Origin of the sequence: Mycobacterium tuberculosis H37Rv, assembly GCF_000195955.2 — a bacterium.
In the GTDB taxonomy this organism is placed as follows: domain Bacteria; phylum Actinomycetota; class Actinomycetes; order Mycobacteriales; family Mycobacteriaceae; genus Mycobacterium; species Mycobacterium tuberculosis.
Genome location: NC_000962.3, coordinates 752,859 through 769,670, shown reverse-complemented (window position 1 = coordinate 769,670; position 16,812 = coordinate 752,859). Strand labels below are relative to the sequence as shown.

Below are 16,812 nucleotides of genomic sequence, written 5' to 3'. Positions count from 1 at the left end.
GTGGGATACGTTTCCCCGGAGCAGCGCGTAGTCAGCGCTCGTGAAATTTGCTGCTGGTGCGGAGGATTAGGCAATGCTTAGTGTAGGGCGCGGCATCGCCGACATCACTGGTGAGGCGGCGGACTGCGGCATGCTCGGCTACGGCAAGTCCGACCAGCGCACCGCCGGCATTCACCAGCGACTTAGGTCACGGGCGTTTGTGTTCCGGGACGATTCCCAGGACGGGGACGCGCGGTTGCTGCTGATTGTCGCCGAACTGCCGCTGCCCATGCAAAACGTGAATGAGGAAGTGCTGCGCCGGTTGGCCGATTTGTATGGCGATACCTACTCGGAGCAGAACACACTGATCACGGCGACCCACACCCACGCCGGGCCTGGCGGGTACTGCGGATACCTGCTGTACAACCTGACCACGAGCGGCTTTCGGCCGGCAACCTTTGCGGCGATCGTCGACGGAATTGTCGAATCGGTGGAACATGCGCATGCCGATGTGGCGCCCGCCGAGGTTTCGCTCTCGCACGGCGAGCTGTACGGCGCAAGCATCAATCGATCCCCATCAGCGTTCGACCGCAACCCGCCGGCCGACAAGGCGTTCTTCCCGAAACGCGTCGACCCGCATACCACGCTCGTGCGTATCGACCGGGGCGAGGCCACCGTGGGCGTGATCCATTTCTTCGCTACCCACGGTACGAGCATGACGAATCGCAACCACCTCATCTCCGGAGACAACAAGGGTTTCGCGGCCTATCACTGGGAACGCACCGTGGGCGGCGCGGATTATCTCGCCGGCCAGCCCGACTTCATCGCCGCCTTCGCACAGACGAATCCGGGCGACATGAGCCCGAATGTCGACGGGCCCCTTTCTCCCGAGGCCCCACCAGACCGGGAATTCGACAACACCCGTCGTACCGGGTTGTGCCAGTTCGAGGATGCTTTCACGCAGTTGAGCGGAGCGACGCCCATCGGCGCTGGCATTGATGCCCGGTTCACCTATGTCGATCTCGGTTCTGTGCTCGTGCGCGGCGAGTACACACCAGACGGTGAAGAGCGCCGCACCGGGCGTCCGATGTTTGGCGCCGGGGCCATGGCAGGCACCGACGAGGGCCCGGGCTTCCATGGCTTTCGCCAAGGGCGAAACCCGTTCTGGGACAGACTATCCCGCGCCATGTACCGGCTGGCAAGGCCGACGGCAGCGGCACAGGCCCCCAAAGGCATTGTGATGCCCGCACGCCTGCCGAACCGGATACACCCCTTTGTCCAGGAAATTGTTCCCGTTCAGCTCGTGCGAATCGGTCGCCTCTATCTGATCGGTATTCCGGGCGAACCGACCATCGTCGCGGGGCTTAGGCTGCGCCGCATGGTGGCTTCGATTGTTGGCGCCGACCTGGCCGACGTGCTCTGCGTGGGCTACACCAACGCCTACATCCATTACGTGACAACGCCCGAAGAGTATCTCGAACAGCGCTACGAGGGCGGCAGCACGTTGTTCGGTCGATGGGAACTGTGCGCCCTCATGCAGACCGTGGCCGAACTCGCCGAGGCCATGCGCGACGGCCGTCCGGTGACGCTCGGTCGCCGGCCGCGGCCCACCCGGGAGCTGAGCTGGGTGCGCGGCGCGCCCGCCGATGCCGGGTCGTTCGGAGCGGTCATCGCCGAGCCCTCGGCGACGTACCGACCGGGTCAGGCGGTGGAAGCCGTTTTCGTCAGCGCGCTGCCCAATAACGATCTGCGCCGCGGCGGCACCTACCTCGAAGTGGTCCGCCGGGAAGGTGCCAGCTGGGTGCGGATTGCTGACGACGGCGACTGGGCCACGAGCTTTCGCTGGCAGCGCCAAGGGCGGGCCGGATCGCATGTCAGCATTCGCTGGGATGTTCCCGGCGATACCACGCCCGGGCAATACCGCATCGTCCACCACGGCACCGCACGCGATCGCAACGGCATGCTTACAGCGTTCAGCGCGACGACGCGCGAGTTCACGGTTGTTTGACTCGGCGGCCGCAATCACCAACCCAGGCCATGCCTGGGCGTCGGCGATGGAACGCAGTGGCCTGCTGGAATGCGTGGCCGGCTTGGACGAGCAACCGTTCGGCGAATTCACGGCCGATAAACTAAACCCCGACCGGGGTTCCTCACGACGTGTCCCCCGCAGGCAGGCAGATGGCGGGATTGCCACTCATGTTGAACGGGGCGGCGGGCAGCGCCAATCTGGCGGCCAGGCCGGCGTCGTGCCCCAACGCATGCATGGGTTTCCCGCATCGGCGATGCAAGACCGGCTCATCCACCACGGCGAGCAGACGCAGAATCGCATCGCGCAGGCATTTCGCGTGCGATTCTGCGTCTGCTCGCCCACCTAGCGGTAGTCGCTGTAGCCGTAGTCGTCCAGCGGGACGGCAGCACCGGTGGCCGCACCGAAGTCCGGGCTGTAGTACTGATCCTCATACGACGGGATGGTGTACGCCGCAGCGCGGGCCTCCTCGGTGGGCTGCACCGCGATGTTGCGGTAGCGGTTGATACCGGTACCGGCCGGGATCAGCTTGCCGATGATCACGTTTTCCTTCAGACCGTTGAGCTTATCGCTGCGGCAGTTGATCGCCGCATCGGTCAGCACGCGAGTGGTCTCCTGGAACGACGCCGCCGACAGCCACGAGTCGGTGGCCAGCGACGCCTTCGTGATGCCCATCAGCACCGGACGGCCGGCCGCGGGCTCACCGCCCTCGGCCACCACTCGGCGGTTCTCTGCCTCGAACTCCGCGCGGTCGATCAGCGAGCCAGGCAAAAACTCCGTCGAGCCCGAGTCGATGATGGTCACCCGGCGCAGCATCTGGCGAACGATCACCTCGATGTGCTTGTCGTGGATCGACACACCTTGGGCGCGGTAGACCTCCTGGACCTCGCGAACCAGGTGTATCTGCACCTCGCGGGGGCCCTGCACCCGCAGCACCTCATGCGGGTCGGCCGAGCCTTCCATCAGCTGCTGGCCCACCTCGACGTGGTCGCCATCGGAGAGCACCCGTTCGGAACCGTCTTCGTGCTTGAACACCCGCAGCCGCTGCCGCTTGGAGATCTTGTCGTAGACCACTTCCTCACCGCCGTCGTCAGGAACGATGGTGATCTTGTAGAACCGCTCGCCGTCCTCGAGCCGAACCCGGCCGGTGACGTCGGCGATCGGCGCCTTGCCACGCGGTACCCGGGCCTCGAACAGCTCCTGCACCCGGGGCAGACCACCGGTGATGTCCTCACCGACGCCACCCTGGTGGAAGGTGCGCATGGTCAGCTGGGTGCCGGGTTCGCCGATGGACTGGGCGGCCACGATGCCGACGGCTTCACCGATGTCGACCAGCTTGCCGGTGGCCATGGAACGCCCGTAGCAGGTCGCGCACACGCCGGTGCTGGTGGCACACGTCAGCACCGAACGCACCTTGACCTGGGTAATACCAGCAGCCAACAGAGCGTCAATCTCCGGATCGCCCAGGTCTTGACCACGCTCGACGATGACGTTGCCGGCCTCGTCGACCGCGTCGGTGCCCAGGGTCCGCGCGTAGGCCGAGGTTTCGATGTACGGGTCGCGGATCAGCGTGCCGTCGGGTGCACGCTCGGCCAGCTCGACGACGATGCCGCGCTCGGTCTGGCAGTCGTGCTCGCGCACGATCACGTCCTGGGACACGTCCACCAGACGTCGGGTCAGGTAGCCGGAGTCGGCGGTGCGCAACGCGGTGTCCGCCAAGCCCTTTCGAGCGCCGTGGGTGTTGATGAAGTACTCCAGCACGGTCAGGCCCTCACGGAAGGAGGACTTGACCGGACGCGGGATGAACTCACCCTTCGGGTTGGTCACCAGGCCCTTCATACCGGCCAGCGTTCGAGTCTGGGTGAAGTTGCCGGTGGCGCCGGAGTCGACGATGGTGATGATCGGGTTGTCGTCGGGGTAGTGCTCCCGCAACGCCTGACCGACCTCGTCGGTGGCTTCCTTCCAAATCTCCACCAGCGCCTCGTTGCGCTCGTCGTGGTTCAAAGCGCCACGCTGGAACTGCTTTTCGACCTTGTCCGCGCGCTCCTCGTAGTGGTCGAGGATCTCCTTCTTGCGCGGCGGCACCAGCACGTCGGCCATCGACACCGTCACGCCGCTGCGGGTGGCCCAGTAGAAGCCGGCGTCCTTGAGCTTGTCGACGGTCTGGGCGACCACGATCATCGGGTAACGCTCGGCCAGGTCGTTGATGATGGCGGCCTGCACCTTCTTGTGCATCTGCTTGTTGACGAACGGATAACCCAGCGGCAGCAGCTCGTTGAACATCACCCGGCCCAGCGTGGTCTCGGCCATCCACGCATCGCCCGGCTGCCAGCCGCTGTGGCCGAATAGCTCGGCCTCGATCTCGACCGGCGGCCGCAGCTGGGTCAGCCGCACCTTGATCTTGGCCCGCACGCTCAAGACACCGCGGTCGGCCGCCATGATCGCTTCGGCCGGCGAAGAGTAGACACCAGTCTCCGGGTGATCCCCGCTGGCCGGCTGGTATTCGCCGGTGTCCCCGGGGACCTCGGTGGTCAGGTAGTACAGCCCGGTCACCATGTCCAGCCGCGGCATGGCCAACGGACGCCCAGATGCCGGCGACAGGATGTTGTTGGAGGACAACATCAAAATGCGAGCCTCGGCCTGCGCTTCGGCGCTCAAAGGCAGGTGCACGGCCATCTGGTCACCGTCGAAGTCGGCATTGAACGCCTCACACACCAACGGGTGCAGCTGAATGGCCTTGCCTTCCACCAGCATTGGCTCGAAGGCCTGGATACCCAACCGGTGCAGGGTGGGTGCGCGGTTCAGCAACACCGGGTGCTCGGCGATGACCTCTTCGAGCACATCCCACACTTGGGGGCGCTGGCGCTCCACCATGCGCTTGGCGCTCTTGATGTTCTGCGCATGGTTGAGGTCCACCAGCCGCTTCATCACGAACGGCTTGAACAGCTCCAGCGCCATCAGCTTGGGCAGACCGCACTGGTGCAGCTTGAGCTGCGGGCCGACCACGATGACCGACCGGCCCGAGTAGTCGACACGCTTGCCGAGCAGGTTCTGCCGGAACCGGCCCTGCTTGCCCTTGAGCAGATCGGAAAGCGACTTGAGCGGACGGTTGCCCGGCCCGGTGACGGGCCGGCCGCGGCGGCCATTGTCGAACAGCGCGTCCACGGATTCCTGCAGCATCCGCTTCTCGTTGTTGACGATGATTTCCGGCGCACCCAGATCGATCAGCCTTTTCAGCCGGTTGTTGCGGTTGATCACCCTGCGGTACAGGTCGTTCAAGTCGGACGTGGCGAACCGGCCGCCGTCGAGCTGCACCATCGGGCGCAGCTCCGGCGGGATCACCGGGACGGCGTCGAGCACCATGCCCATCGGCGAGTTGCCCGACTGTTGGAACGCCGCAACCACCTTCAGCCGCTTGAGGGCGCGAAGCTTCTTCTGCCCCTTGCCGTTTCGGATGACATCCCGCAGCGACTCGGCTTCGGCGTCGATGTCGAAGTTCTCGATCAGCTTCTGGATCGACTCCGCGCCCATGGCACCGGTGAAGTACTCGCCGTAGCGGTCGACGAGTTCGCGGTAGAGGTTTTCGTCGACGATCAGCTGCTTGGGCGCCAGCTTGGTGAAAGTGCTCCAGATGTCCTCCAACCGGTCCAGCTCACGCTGCGCGCGGTCACGGATCTGGCGCATCTCGCGCTCGCCGCCGTCGCGAACCTTGCGCCGCGCATCGGCCTTGGCGCCCTCGGCCTCCAGCTCGGCCAGGTCGGCCTCCAGCTTTTGCGCCCGGGCCTCTAGTTCGCCGTCGCGCTGGTCTTCGACGGCCTTGCGCTCCACCGCCATTTCGGCCTCGAGCGTGGAGAGCTCATTGTGGCGCATCTCCTCGTCGACCGAGGTGATCACGTAGGCAGCGAAGTAGATGATCTTCTCCAGGTCCTTCGGGGCCAGGTCCAGCAGATACCCCAGCCGCGAGGGCACACCCTTGAAGTACCAGATGTGGGTGACGGGCGCGGCAAGCTCGATGTGGCCCATCCGCTCACGACGCACCTTGGCGCGGGTCACCTCGACGCCGCAGCGCTCGCAGATGATGCCCTTGAAGCGCACCCGCTTGTACTTGCCGCAGTAGCATTCCCAGTCGCGAGTCGGCCCGAAGATCTTCTCGCAGAACAGGCCGTCCTTCTCCGGCTTAAGCGTGCGGTAGTTGATCGTCTCCGGCTTTTTGACCTCGCCATAGGACCATTGCCTGATGTCCTCCGCGGTAGCAAGACCGATGCGGAGTTCATCGAAGAAGTTGACGTCGAGCACGTAACTCCCTTTCCCCTAACGGGTTTAGTAATTTTGCGACAGCTTTACGCAAGATCCTCGACACTTGCGGATTCGTTGCGGGACAGATTGATTCCCAGGTTGGCCGCGGCCCGCTCCAGGTCCTCGTCCTCACCTTCGCGCAGTTCGATCGCCGCACCGTCACTCGATAGCACCTCGACGTTGAGGCACAGCGACTGCAGTTCTTTGAGCAGCACCTTGAACGACTCGGGGATGCCCGGCTCCGGGATGTTCTCACCCTTGACGATCGCCTCGTACACCTTGACGCGGCCGACGGTGTCATCGGACTTGATGGTCAACAGCTCCTGCAGGGTGTAGGCAGCACCGTAGGCCTGCATGGCCCAGCACTCCATCTCCCCGAACCGCTGGCCACCGAACTGCGCCTTACCGCCCAGCGGCTGCTGGGTGATCATCGAGTACGGCCCGGTGGAGCGGGCGTGGATCTTGTCGTCCACCAGGTGGTGCAGCTTCATGATGTACATGTAGCCAACCGTGACCGGGTACGGGAACGGCTCGCCGCTGCGCCCGTCGAAGAGCATGGCCTTGCCGTCGGCGTCGACCAGCACGTCACCGTCGCGGTTGGGCAGCGTGCACGACAACAGGCCCTGCAGCTCGGCCTCCTGGGCGCCGTCGAACACCGGCGTCGACACAATGGCGTTCGGCTGCGCCTCGAGCAGTTCGTCGGGCAGCCTGGCGGCCCAGTCCGGAACCCCCTTGGCGGCGTCGACCTTCCAGCCGCTGTGGGCACACCAACCCAGGTGGGTCTCCAAAATCTGGCCGATGTTCATCCGTCGCGGCACGCCGTGGGTGTTCAAAATAATGTCCACCGGGGTGCCGTCGGCAAGGAACGGCATGTCCTCAACCGGCAGGATCTTGCCGATCACGCCCTTGTTGCCGTGCCGGCCGGCCAGCTTGTCACCGTCGGAGATCTTGCGTTTCTGAGCCACATACACACGCACCAGCTCGTTGACACCGGCCGGCAACTCGTCCTCGTCCTCGCGGGAAAACACCCGAATGCCGATCACCTTGCCGGATTCGCCGTGCGGCACCTTCAGCGAAGTGTCGCGCACCTCGCGGGCCTTCTCACCGAAGATGGCACGCAGCAGCCGCTCCTCCGGCGTCAGCTCGGTCTCACCCTTCGGGGTGACCTTGCCGACCAGGATGTCCCCGTCGCGAACCTCGGCACCGATGCGCACGATGCCCCGCTCATCCAGGTCGGCGAGCACCTCGTCGGAGATGTTCGGGATGTCGCGGGTGATCTCCTCCGCACCCAGCTTGGTGTCGCGAGCATCGATCTCATGCTCCTCGATGTGGATCGAGGTGAGCACGTCCTCTTCGACCAGGCGGTTGGACAGGATGATCGCGTCCTCGTAGTTGTGGCCCTCCCACGGCATGATGGCCACCAGCAGGTTCTTGCCCAGCGCCATCTCGCCGTCGTCAGTACAGGGACCGTCGGCGATCACCTGACCGGCCTCGACTCGGTCGCCCGCGTCCACGATGGGGCACTGGTTGGCGCAAGTGCCGTGGTTGGACCGGGCAAACTTGCGCATCCGGTAGGTACGCCGGGTGCCGTTGTCGTGCATCACAGTGATGTAGTCGGCCGACACCTCCTCGATGACGCCGCTTTCTTCGGCGACGACGACGTCGCCGGCGTCGATCGCCGCGCGCAGCTCCATCCCGGTGCCCACCAGCGGGGCCTCGCTACGGACCAGCGGCACCGCCTGGCGCTGCATGTTTGCCCCCATGAGGGCACGGTTGGCGTCGTCGTGCTCCAGGAAGGGAATCATCGCGGTGGCCACCGACACCATCTGGCGGGGCGAGACGTCCATGTAGTCCACCTCAGACGAGGGCACGTACTCCACCTCGCCCGCCTTGCGGCGGACCAGCACGCGCGGCTCGACGAAGCGACCGTCCGCATCGATCGGCGAATTGGCCTGTGCCACCACGTGGCGGTCCTCCTCGTCGGCGGTCAGGTACACGATCTCGTCGCTAACCACGCCGTCGACCACCTTGCGGTACGGCGTTTCGATGAACCCGAACGGGTTGACCCGCGCGTACACCGACAGCGAGCCGATCAGACCGATGTTGGGCCCCTCAGGGGTTTCGATCGGGCACATCCGGCCGTAGTGCGACGGGTGCACGTCGCGGACCTCCAGCCCGGCACGCTCACGTGACAGACCGCCGGGCCCCAGCGCCGACAGTCGGCGCTTGTGGGTCAACCCCGACAGCGGGTTGTTCTGGTCCATGAATTGGCTCAGCTGGCTGGTGCCGAAGAACTCCTTGATCGCGGCGACCACCGGCCGGATGTTGATCAACGTCTGCGGTGTGATCGCCTCCACGTCCTGGGTGGTCATCCGCTCCCGGACCACCCGCTCCATCCGCGACATGCCGACCCGGATCTGGTTTTGGATCAGCTCGCCGACCGTACGCAGGCGGCGGTTGCCGAAGTGGTCGATGTCGTCGGTTTCCACCGGCACCTCGACGCCGCCCGGAACGGTCATCGTGGTCTGACCCTCGTGCAAGCGGACCAGATATTCGATGGTGGCCACGACGTCTTCTTCGGTCAGCGTCGACGACGTGATGGGCTCGCCGACATGCAGCCCGAGCTTCTTGTTGACCTTATAGCGACCGACGCGGGCCAGGTCGTAGCGCTTCTCCTTGAAGAACAAGTTTTCCAACAGCGTCTGCGCTGACTCTTTGGTCGGGGGCTCGCCCGGACGCAGCTTGCGGTAGATGTCCAACAGCGCCTCGTCGGTGCCGACGGTGTTGTCCTTCTCCAGCGTCGATCGCATGATCTCGGAGAACCCGAACCGCTCGACAATCTGCTCGCTGGTCCAGCCCAGCGCCTTGAGCAGCACGGTGACCGGTTGCCGGCGTTTGCGGTCGATGCGCACGCCGACGGTGTCGCGCTTGTCGACGTCAAACTCGAGCCACGCGCCGCGGCTCGGGATCACCTTGACGCTGTGCAGCGTCTTGTCGGTGGACTTGTCAATGGTCTCGTCGAAGTACACCCCGGGCGACCGCACCAGCTGGCTGACCACCACACGCTCGGTCCCGTTGATGATGAACGTGCCCTTCTCGGTCATCATCGGGAAGTCACCCATGAACACCGTCTGACTCTTGATCTCACCGGTGTTGTTGTTGATGAACTCGGCGGTGACGAACAGTGGAGCCGCGTACGTCATGTCCTTGTCTTTGCACTCGTCGACGGGTGCCTTGACATCGTCGAAACGAGGGTCAGAGAACGACAACGACATCGACCCGGAGAAGTCCTCGATCGGAGACAGCTCGTAGAGCACCTCTTCCAGGCCACCCACTGGGTTGACATCACCCCGCTCGGCGGCGGATTCGCGCCAGCGCGGCGAACCGATCAGCCACTCGAACGAATCGGTCTGGACGTCAAGGAGTCCCGGAACCTCAAGTGGTTCGCGCAGCTTAGCGAAGGAGACCCGGTTTGGCGCTCCGGGTACGGAGTTATTCGAGGAACTTTGCGGGCGACTCGGACTAGGACTAGCGGCTGTTTTGCTCTGGCGGGAATCTGCCAAGATGCATCCTTCCAGCACTTCATGCGACCAACGAGAGCCCTTAGAGGAGCGGTGCCCACGGGCCCGTTCGCCGCGATAATTTTGTCGGTTTCGGCCGGCGAACGATCTGTCCGGATCTCACGCACGCAACTAAACCGCTGAGCCGCAAACTGGGCTCAGACTAAGACCACGGTGTCAAGTGGCGGGTGAGGTGGGCAGGAAGTAGCCAGCGCAACGTCCAACAATAGCGCAGGACGGCGCATTCCTCAAATACCCGGCAATAACCATCCCCGGATATCGGCGCTAGCTGGCGATCTCGACTTCCTTTGGCCACATGCGGCGCATGCTGCCCAACAGATTGACCCGTTTAGCGTCTGCCGTCAAGTCCTCGCGTTGACTCACCCACAATGCGCGCATAGCGCCCTTCGTTGCCTCAGGTGAGAATGCCCGCGTAGCGGCTTGCCAAGGCTGCGAGTCCGGTCTGGGGCAGTAGCTCCAGATGGATGCGGTCGAATCGATCAATCCGCCGTGCAACGACAGCTCCTGGCCCTCACCAGCGAGCTGCTCACGCTCACCACGAACAAAGCTGGACCCACACCCAAAGCTCCCCGGGCATCACCACGCTTCACGGGCATCGTGACGTCAGGCATCAGGCAGGGTGCAGCGGCACCTTCATCAGTCCTCGGTGTCACACCTTGATCTCCGCGGTTGCCGCAATGAGAGCGTCGGTCAGCTTCACCGACCGCCGCACGCCCGCGGCTCGGCAGTCCGCGACGAGTCGAGCCAACGAAATCATCACCGCTTCACTGACAGGGATCTGATCGGCCGTGCGCGCTAGCGCGAGGGTGTCGGCGCGTCGTGATCGGGTCGCCGAATCGCCAGCATTGAGCAGACCGAGTTGCAGCTCACCGATCGTCATAACCGAAAGCGCCACGCGTTCAGGCAGGTCCGCGATTGCACCGCCGCTCTCGCGCGCAATGAAGACCGACGTATCTAGCAGGCCTACCCCGACCTCGCCCTCGGTCACAGGTCGTCGAGGGTATGACCGGCCAAGTCGTTGAGTTCATCGGTGAGGCGCGGGTCGGCCGAGCGCTTGGCGAGCTCATCGCGCAGATGCGCCCCGACAGCCAGCGGATGCGGCGCCGATGCGGCACGATATCGGCGACCGGCTCCCCGTGTACCGTGAGAGTCACCGGCACCCCGGCCTTGACCGCATCGACCACCTGACTTGTGCGATTTCGCAGATCCCGCACACCCACCTCCATGTGCGACAGCGTGGCACCGTGACTTTTCCATCGCCGTCCCCTCCCCGTTTGACTGTGCGGCCCTATTGGCGCGCCAGCGCGATGCGGATCGCGTGCTCCGGGTCGACCAGATGGCCCGCAGCAGCGGCGGCCTCGGCGATCGCGAGCTGCACGCCCTTGATCCGCCCGTTGAACGCGTTACTCCCCGGGGCATAGTCGGGTGAGACGGGCGAGCCCGAATCCATGCCGACATCGCAGCCGTCGTCGGCCGAGAAGACGATGGCAAGGGTGGCTTCGACATGTCCTTCGCCGACCTGTTGGCCGTCGACATAAAGAGTTACCTCGCCGCCCTTGCCCAAACCGCCACCGGCATAAGCGAATTCCATGCGCACCTGATGGGCGCCGGCCGGCAGCGGGTCGGCGGACTCGGCGTAGAAGTGCTTGATACCACCCAGGTTGTAGCAGTACTTGAGCTTGCCGTCGTTGGCATACAGGCTCCAGCCGCCGATGCTGGCGCCCTGCGCGACGATCACGCCCTCAGCACCGGTCTCGGGCACCTCGACCTCAGCGGTCACCGTGTGCGATTTGTTCTTGAGGTTGAGCACACAGTTCTCCGACAACCGGCCCATGTTCGAAAACAGCACCTGGGTGTTGCCCCTGATGAGCACCGGCCTGCCCGCCAGATCGGGGTTGATGCGGCTGGCGGTGTCGTCGTCCAGCGGAAGCACGTTGTAGCGCGTCGCCTCGATCAGCCACAGCCGCTGCAGCTCATGCAGCTTTTCCGGCATCTCCTTGGCCAAGTCTTTGGCCTGGCTCCAATCCTTGGTGGTGTCGTAGAGCTCCCACACGTCGTCGTCGAACGCGACGGTCTGCTCGCCAACCAAAATCCACGGCGTCTTGTGCTTGGTCACCGCGGTCCAACCCTTGTGGTAGATGCCCCGGTTTCCGAACATCTCGAAATACTGCGTCTCGTGCCGATCCGGCGCCTGCGCGTCGTCGAACGAATAGGCCATGCTGACCCCTTCGATGGGGTGTTGCTGCACGCCGTTGACGAATAACGGTTCCGGCAACCCCGCCGCCTCCAGGATGGTCGGCGCCACGTCGATGACGTGGTGAAACTGCCAGCGCATCTCCCCCTTGGCGGCAATTCCGTTGGGCCAGTGCACAATCGTGCCGTTACGCGTGCCACCCCAGTGCGAGGCCACTTGTTTGGTCCACTGATAGGGGGTATCCATCGCATGCGCCCAACCCACCGAATAGTGGTTGTAGGACTCCGGCCCGCCGAACTTGTCGAGCCGGTCGGTCATGAACCGCGGCGTCTCGATGTCGGCCAGGCCGTTGAAGTTCAACATCTCGTTGTAGGTGCCGTTGATCGTGCCCTCGGCCGAGGCGCCGTTGTCGTCGATGATGTAGAACACCAGCGTGTCGTCGAGCACACCGAGGCGCTGCAGGCCGTCGACGAGCCGGCCGACGTGGTGGTCGGTGTATTCCAGAAAGCCCGCGTAGACCTCCATCTGCCGGCATAGCACGGGTTTGAGGTCCTCCGGCATGTCGTCCCACGCCGGGATTTCGGCGTGCCGCGCGGTCAGCTGGCAGTCCGCCGGGATCACCCCGAGTTCCTTTTGCCGGGCGAAGGTTTCCTCTCGCAGTGCGTCCCAGCCCACATCGAAGCGGCCCCGGTACTTGTCGGCCCACTCCCGCGGAACGTGGTGGGGCGCGTGGGTGGCGCCCGGGGCGAAGTACACGAAGAACGGCCGGTCGGGGGCCAGTGCCTTCTGCTGTCCGATCCAGCCGAGGGCCTTGTCGGTCATGTCCGCCATGAAATGGTAACCCTCCTCGGGCGTGCGGTTCACCTCGACCGGCGTGGTGCCCTCGTACAGACTCGGATACCACTGGTTAGCCTCGCCACCGATAAACCCGTAGAAGTATTCGAAACCACCGCCGCCGCTGGGCCACGCGTCGAACGGCCCGACCGGGCTGGTCTGCCAGACCGGGACTTCGTGGCACTTGCCGAACTGGGCGGTGTTGTAGCCGTTGAGCTTTAGCGTCCGCGCGATCGGCGACATGGTGTTCGGTAGTACTGAGCTGTATCCCGGTGCACCGGTGGCGATTTCGGTGATACCGCCCATGCCGGCGGAGTGATGGTTGCGTCCAGTTAACAACGCCTGACGCGTCGGCGAGCACAGCGCGGTGGTGTGAAACCGGTTGTACCGCAACCCGTTACCGGCAAGCAGTTCCGCCGTCGACGTCCTGCATGGGCCTCCGAACGCGCTCGACGCACCGAACCCGACATCGTCAAGCAGGATCAGCAACACATTCGGGGCACCCGCCGGTGGGCGCAGCTGCTCGATCGGCGGATAGGTGCTGTCGGGATCCTTCGCGTCATACGTGATCAGCCCGGTGCGAGCAGCACTGGGAATCGGCAGATGCGTTCTTGGCTGCGGCATTGTTCCTCCCTAATACGCGTGCCTATCGACGCTACAACCGCAGCGTCTGGGCCGTCCGCGGGTCAACGCGACCGCAATGGCAGCCGCCGCCCAAATTTCAGCATGCTAAATGTATGAGCATGCGTCTGGCGCATCGGCTCCAGATCCTGCTCGACGACGAGTGCCACCGCCGCATCACCGCGGTGGCGCGCGAGCGAGGCGTCCCGGTCGCAACCGTCGTGCGTGAGGCCATTGATCGAGGCCTCGTCAGCCCCGCCGGTCGCCGCAAGTCCGCGGGCAGGCGCCTGCTCGACGCCGCCGACATGTCCGTTCCCGAGCCGCGGGAGCTGAAGCAGGAACTCGAGGCCCTCCGGGCGCGCCGCGGATGATAGTGCTCGACACCACCGTCCTCGTCTATGCCAAAGGCGCCGAGCATCCACTCCGCGATCCCTGCCGCGATCTCGTCGCGGCAATCGCCGACGAACGCATCGCTGCGACCACCACCGCCGAGGTGATCCAGGAGTTCGTCCACGTACGCGCCCGCCGGCGCGACCGCAGCGACGCCGCCGCGCTGGGCCGTGTGACTATGCCGAACTGCTCTCGCCGCTACTCACCATCAATCGAGGCCACCTCGAAGCGCGGCCTGACGCTGTTCGAGACAACGCCAGGGCTTGAAGCCTGCGACGCGGTGCTCGCGGCGGTTGCCGCAAGCGCCGGCGCGACCGCTCTTGTCTCGGCTGACCCGGCGTTCGCCGATCTGTCGGATGTCGTGCACGTCATTCCCGACGCGGCCGGGATGGTCAGCCTGCTCGGCGACCGCTGACGGCCCCGGGCGAGCAGTCGCATAAGCCCCCGACACGCCGAGCGTGCGGGGGCTTATGCGTCTGCTCGCCGGCCGACAATGTCATACGCTCTAAACTCGATGTATGACGATGCTCAGCTTCCGCGCCGACGACCACGACGTCGACCTGGCCGACGCGTGGGCGCGTCGCCTACACATCGGCCGCTCCGAGCTGCTGCGCGATGCGCTGCGACGTCACTTGGCCGCGCTGGCCGCGGACCAGGATGTCCAGGCCTACACCGAGCGACCGTTGACGGACGACGAGAACGCACTGGCTGAGATCGCCGACTGGGGGCCGGCGGAGGACTGGGCCGACTGGGCCGATGCGGCGCGGTGAATTGTGGTTTGCCGCCACACCTGGTGGTGACAGACCAGTACTTGTCCTTACCAGAGATCCGGTGGCAGACCGCATCGGCGCGGTCGTTGTGGTGGCCCTAACCCGCACCCGCCGAGGCCTGGTGTCGGAATTGGAGCTCACGGCCGTCGAAAACCGTGTTCCGAGCGACTGCGTCGTCAACTTCGACAACATTCATACGTTGCCACGCACCGCATTCCGACGCCGCATCACCCGGCTGTCCCCGGCCCGCCTGCACGAAGCCTGTCAAACACTCCGGGCGAGCACGGGGTGTTGAGCGGGGGCTGGTTGCACGTGGCCACCCGAACCGACTGATGAGCGCGTCAGCAAGCCCACGATATGGTCGGTTCGGCGACACATCCGTCGGTCCGGATCAACACGGCGGTGAGAGTTGAGACCGTGGCAAGCACCGGAAGTTGCCAGTCGCCAACATATTTCGCGTCGATCGACCGAACCCGATCCGCCCGACGAGGTACCGCGCGCGTAGCAGCCGGCCGTCCGCCGGCTCGACGTCAGCGCCGGTGGCGGTGACACTTCGATACCGTCGGAGCCGTGGAAGCGGGCCGTGCCGATACCGTAGCCCCCAGTCACCGCTGGGGACTTGGGGCCTTCTTGGTCGTCGAGCTGGTATTCCTGGTCGCCTCGACTTCGTTAGCGGTTGTCCTTACCGGTCACGGCCCGGTGTCTGCCGGGGTGCTGGCCCTTGCGCTAGCCGCCCCCACGGTGGTCGCCGCCGGGCTGGCCATCCTCATCACCAGGCTCCGCGGCAACGGCCTCCGCACCGACTTGCGGCTGCGCTGGTCGTGGCGCGGACTGCGGCTCGGGTTGATGTTCGGTTTCGGCGGAATGCTGGTCACGATTCCGGCGTCGCTGGTCTACACCGCTATCGTTGGGCCAGAAGCGAATTCCGCTGTAGTAAGGATTTTCGGTGGCGTTCGGGCGTCCTGGCCGTGGGCGCTGGTCGTCTTTCTGGTCGTGGTGTTCGTCGCGCCACTGTGCGAAGAGATCATCTACCGCGGGCTGCTCTGGGGTGCTGTGGATCGGCGCTGGGGTCGGTGGGCGGCGCTGGTGGTTACCACCGTGGTCTTCGCATTGGCCCATCTCGAGTTCGCCCGAGCTCCACTGCTGGTGGTGGTGGCCATCCCGATCGCGCTGGCACGGTTCTATTCCGGCGGTCTACTGGCCAGCATCGTCACGCACCAAGTGACCAACCTATTGCCCGGGATCGTATTGCTGCTTGGTCTGACTGGCGCCATATCGTTGCCCTGAGCAGGCGCGAGACGGTCTCCTCGCGATGTTGGTTACGTATGTTTATGTGATATGTCTTCAACATAGGAGGCCGTCGTGTCGGTGACCCAGATCGACCTCGACGACGAAGCGCTGGCCGATGTGATGCGCATCGCCGCCGTGCACACAAAGAAGGAAGCCGTGAACCTCGCGATGCGCGATTACGTCGAACGGTTTCGGCGCATCGAGGCCCTGGCCCGCTCGCGCGAGTAGGCGAAAGGCTGGGACTACAAGGGCTGGGTGGCCGCGCGGGACGACGAGAAGGCCCTCGGGATTTGATCTATTTCCTGGTGGATTCCTCAGCGGTTTGGCGGCTGCAACGACAACCGGAACCCACCGAGGCCTGGAACTCCGCGCTGCTCAGCGGGCCGTCGGGTCGTGCGAACCGCAACGAGCCGAGTTCTGCCGATCAGCGCGGAATGCGGACGAGTTCGACCAGATGAGCCGGATGTTTGGTGACGTCTACCCCGATGTGCCAGTGCCGAAATCCGTGTGGCGGTGGATCGATTCGGCACAGCACCGCCTCGCCCGGGCGGGAGCGGTGGGTGCCCTGTCGGTTGTCGATCTGCTGATCTGCGACACTGCGGCGGCCAGGGGCCTAGTAGTCCTCCACGACGATGCCGACTACGAACTCGCAGAGCGTCACCTTCCCGACATCAGAGTGCGGAGGGTCGTCAGCGCCGACGACTAGCGGTTTCCTCTGGAGAAGGCAGGACAAGGAGACACGCATGGCTGATGTGCCGCTCGATACACGAGAGCGCCTCGAAATGTGTGATCCACTCGACGAGCCCGGCTCTTCCCACGCTGCTCGAGGGC

The 16,812-nt window shown here is 64.8% G+C and carries 14 protein-coding genes; 8 read left to right on the top strand and 6 right to left on the bottom strand.

Going from position 1 to position 16,812, the window contains the following annotated elements:
* The first annotated feature begins 73 nt into the window (after positions 1-73).
* Positions 74-1,987, top strand: a complete 1,914-nt coding sequence (locus tag Rv0669c) for a neutral ceramidase (RefSeq protein ID NP_215183.1) — start codon at positions 74-76, stop codon at positions 1,985-1,987.
* 363 nt (positions 1,988-2,350) lie between these two features.
* Here Rv0669c and rpoC read toward each other — a convergent pair whose 3' ends face one another.
* The 6 genes from rpoC to atsD form a co-directional block, all read right to left on the bottom strand.
* Entirely contained in the window at positions 2,351-6,301 is a 3,951-nt protein-coding gene (rpoC, locus tag Rv0668; protein NP_215182.1) for a DNA-directed RNA polymerase subunit beta', read from the bottom strand.
* 44 nt (positions 6,302-6,345) lie between these two features.
* Positions 6,346-9,864, bottom strand: a complete 3,519-nt coding sequence (rpoB, locus tag Rv0667; RefSeq protein ID NP_215181.1) for a DNA-directed RNA polymerase subunit beta — start codon at positions 9,862-9,864, stop codon at positions 6,346-6,348.
* A gap of 497 nt (positions 9,865-10,361) precedes the next feature.
* The gene (locus Rv0666; RefSeq protein ID NP_215180.1) at positions 10,362-10,535 is read right to left on the bottom strand and encodes a membrane protein; all 174 of its coding nucleotides are present in this window, start codon (positions 10,533-10,535) and stop codon (positions 10,362-10,364) included.
* Entirely contained in the window at positions 10,532-10,870 is a 339-nt protein-coding gene (gene vapC8 / locus Rv0665; RefSeq protein ID NP_215179.1) for a ribonuclease VapC8, read from the bottom strand. The genes Rv0666 and vapC8 overlap by 4 nt, the downstream gene beginning before the upstream one ends.
* Positions 10,867-11,139 (bottom strand): antitoxin VapB8, encoded by a 273-nt coding sequence (gene vapB8, locus Rv0664; RefSeq protein NP_215178.1) that lies wholly within the window; start codon positions 11,137-11,139, stop codon positions 10,867-10,869. Before vapB8 ends, vapC8 begins: the two co-directional genes overlap by 4 nt.
* Positions 11,140-11,170: 31 nt before the next feature.
* Positions 11,171-13,534 carry an arylsulfatase AtsD gene (gene atsD / locus Rv0663; protein NP_215177.1) on the bottom strand — a complete coding sequence of 788 codons (2,364 nt, stop codon included), beginning with the start codon at positions 13,532-13,534 and terminating at the stop codon, positions 11,171-11,173.
* 113 nt (positions 13,535-13,647) lie between these two features.
* On the opposite strand from atsD, the gene vapB7 reads away from it, so the two are divergent.
* The 7 genes from vapB7 to vapC6 all read left to right on the top strand — a co-directional run bounded on the left by vapB7 (position 13,648) and on the right by vapC6 (position 16,687).
* On the top strand, positions 13,648-13,902 hold the full coding sequence (gene vapB7, locus Rv0662c) for an antitoxin VapB7 (RefSeq protein ID NP_215176.2): 255 nt from the start codon (positions 13,648-13,650) through the stop codon (positions 13,900-13,902).
* Positions 13,899-14,336 (top strand): ribonuclease VapC7, encoded by a 438-nt coding sequence (gene vapC7, locus Rv0661c; RefSeq protein NP_215175.1) that lies wholly within the window; start codon positions 13,899-13,901, stop codon positions 14,334-14,336. Before vapB7 ends, vapC7 begins: the two co-directional genes overlap by 4 nt.
* A gap of 109 nt (positions 14,337-14,445) precedes the next feature.
* Positions 14,446-14,691, top strand: a complete 246-nt coding sequence (gene mazE2 / locus Rv0660c; protein NP_215174.1) for an antitoxin MazE2 — start codon at positions 14,446-14,448, stop codon at positions 14,689-14,691.
* Complete coding sequence (gene mazF2 / locus Rv0659c; RefSeq protein ID NP_215173.1) at positions 14,678-14,986, top strand: toxin MazF2; 309 nt, start codon at positions 14,678-14,680, stop codon at positions 14,984-14,986. The genes mazE2 and mazF2 overlap by 14 nt, the downstream gene beginning before the upstream one ends.
* 275 nt (positions 14,987-15,261) lie before the next feature.
* Positions 15,262-15,978, top strand: a complete 717-nt coding sequence (locus tag Rv0658c; protein NP_215172.1) for an integral membrane protein — start codon at positions 15,262-15,264, stop codon at positions 15,976-15,978.
* 75 nt (positions 15,979-16,053) lie between these two features.
* Positions 16,054-16,209 (top strand): antitoxin VapB6, encoded by a 156-nt coding sequence (gene vapB6 / locus Rv0657c; RefSeq protein NP_215171.1) that lies wholly within the window; start codon positions 16,054-16,056, stop codon positions 16,207-16,209.
* A gap of 94 nt (positions 16,210-16,303) precedes the next feature.
* Positions 16,304-16,687 (top strand): ribonuclease VapC6, encoded by a 384-nt coding sequence (vapC6, locus tag Rv0656c; RefSeq protein NP_215170.1) that lies wholly within the window; start codon positions 16,304-16,306, stop codon positions 16,685-16,687.
* Positions 16,688-16,812: the final 125 nt, after the last annotated feature.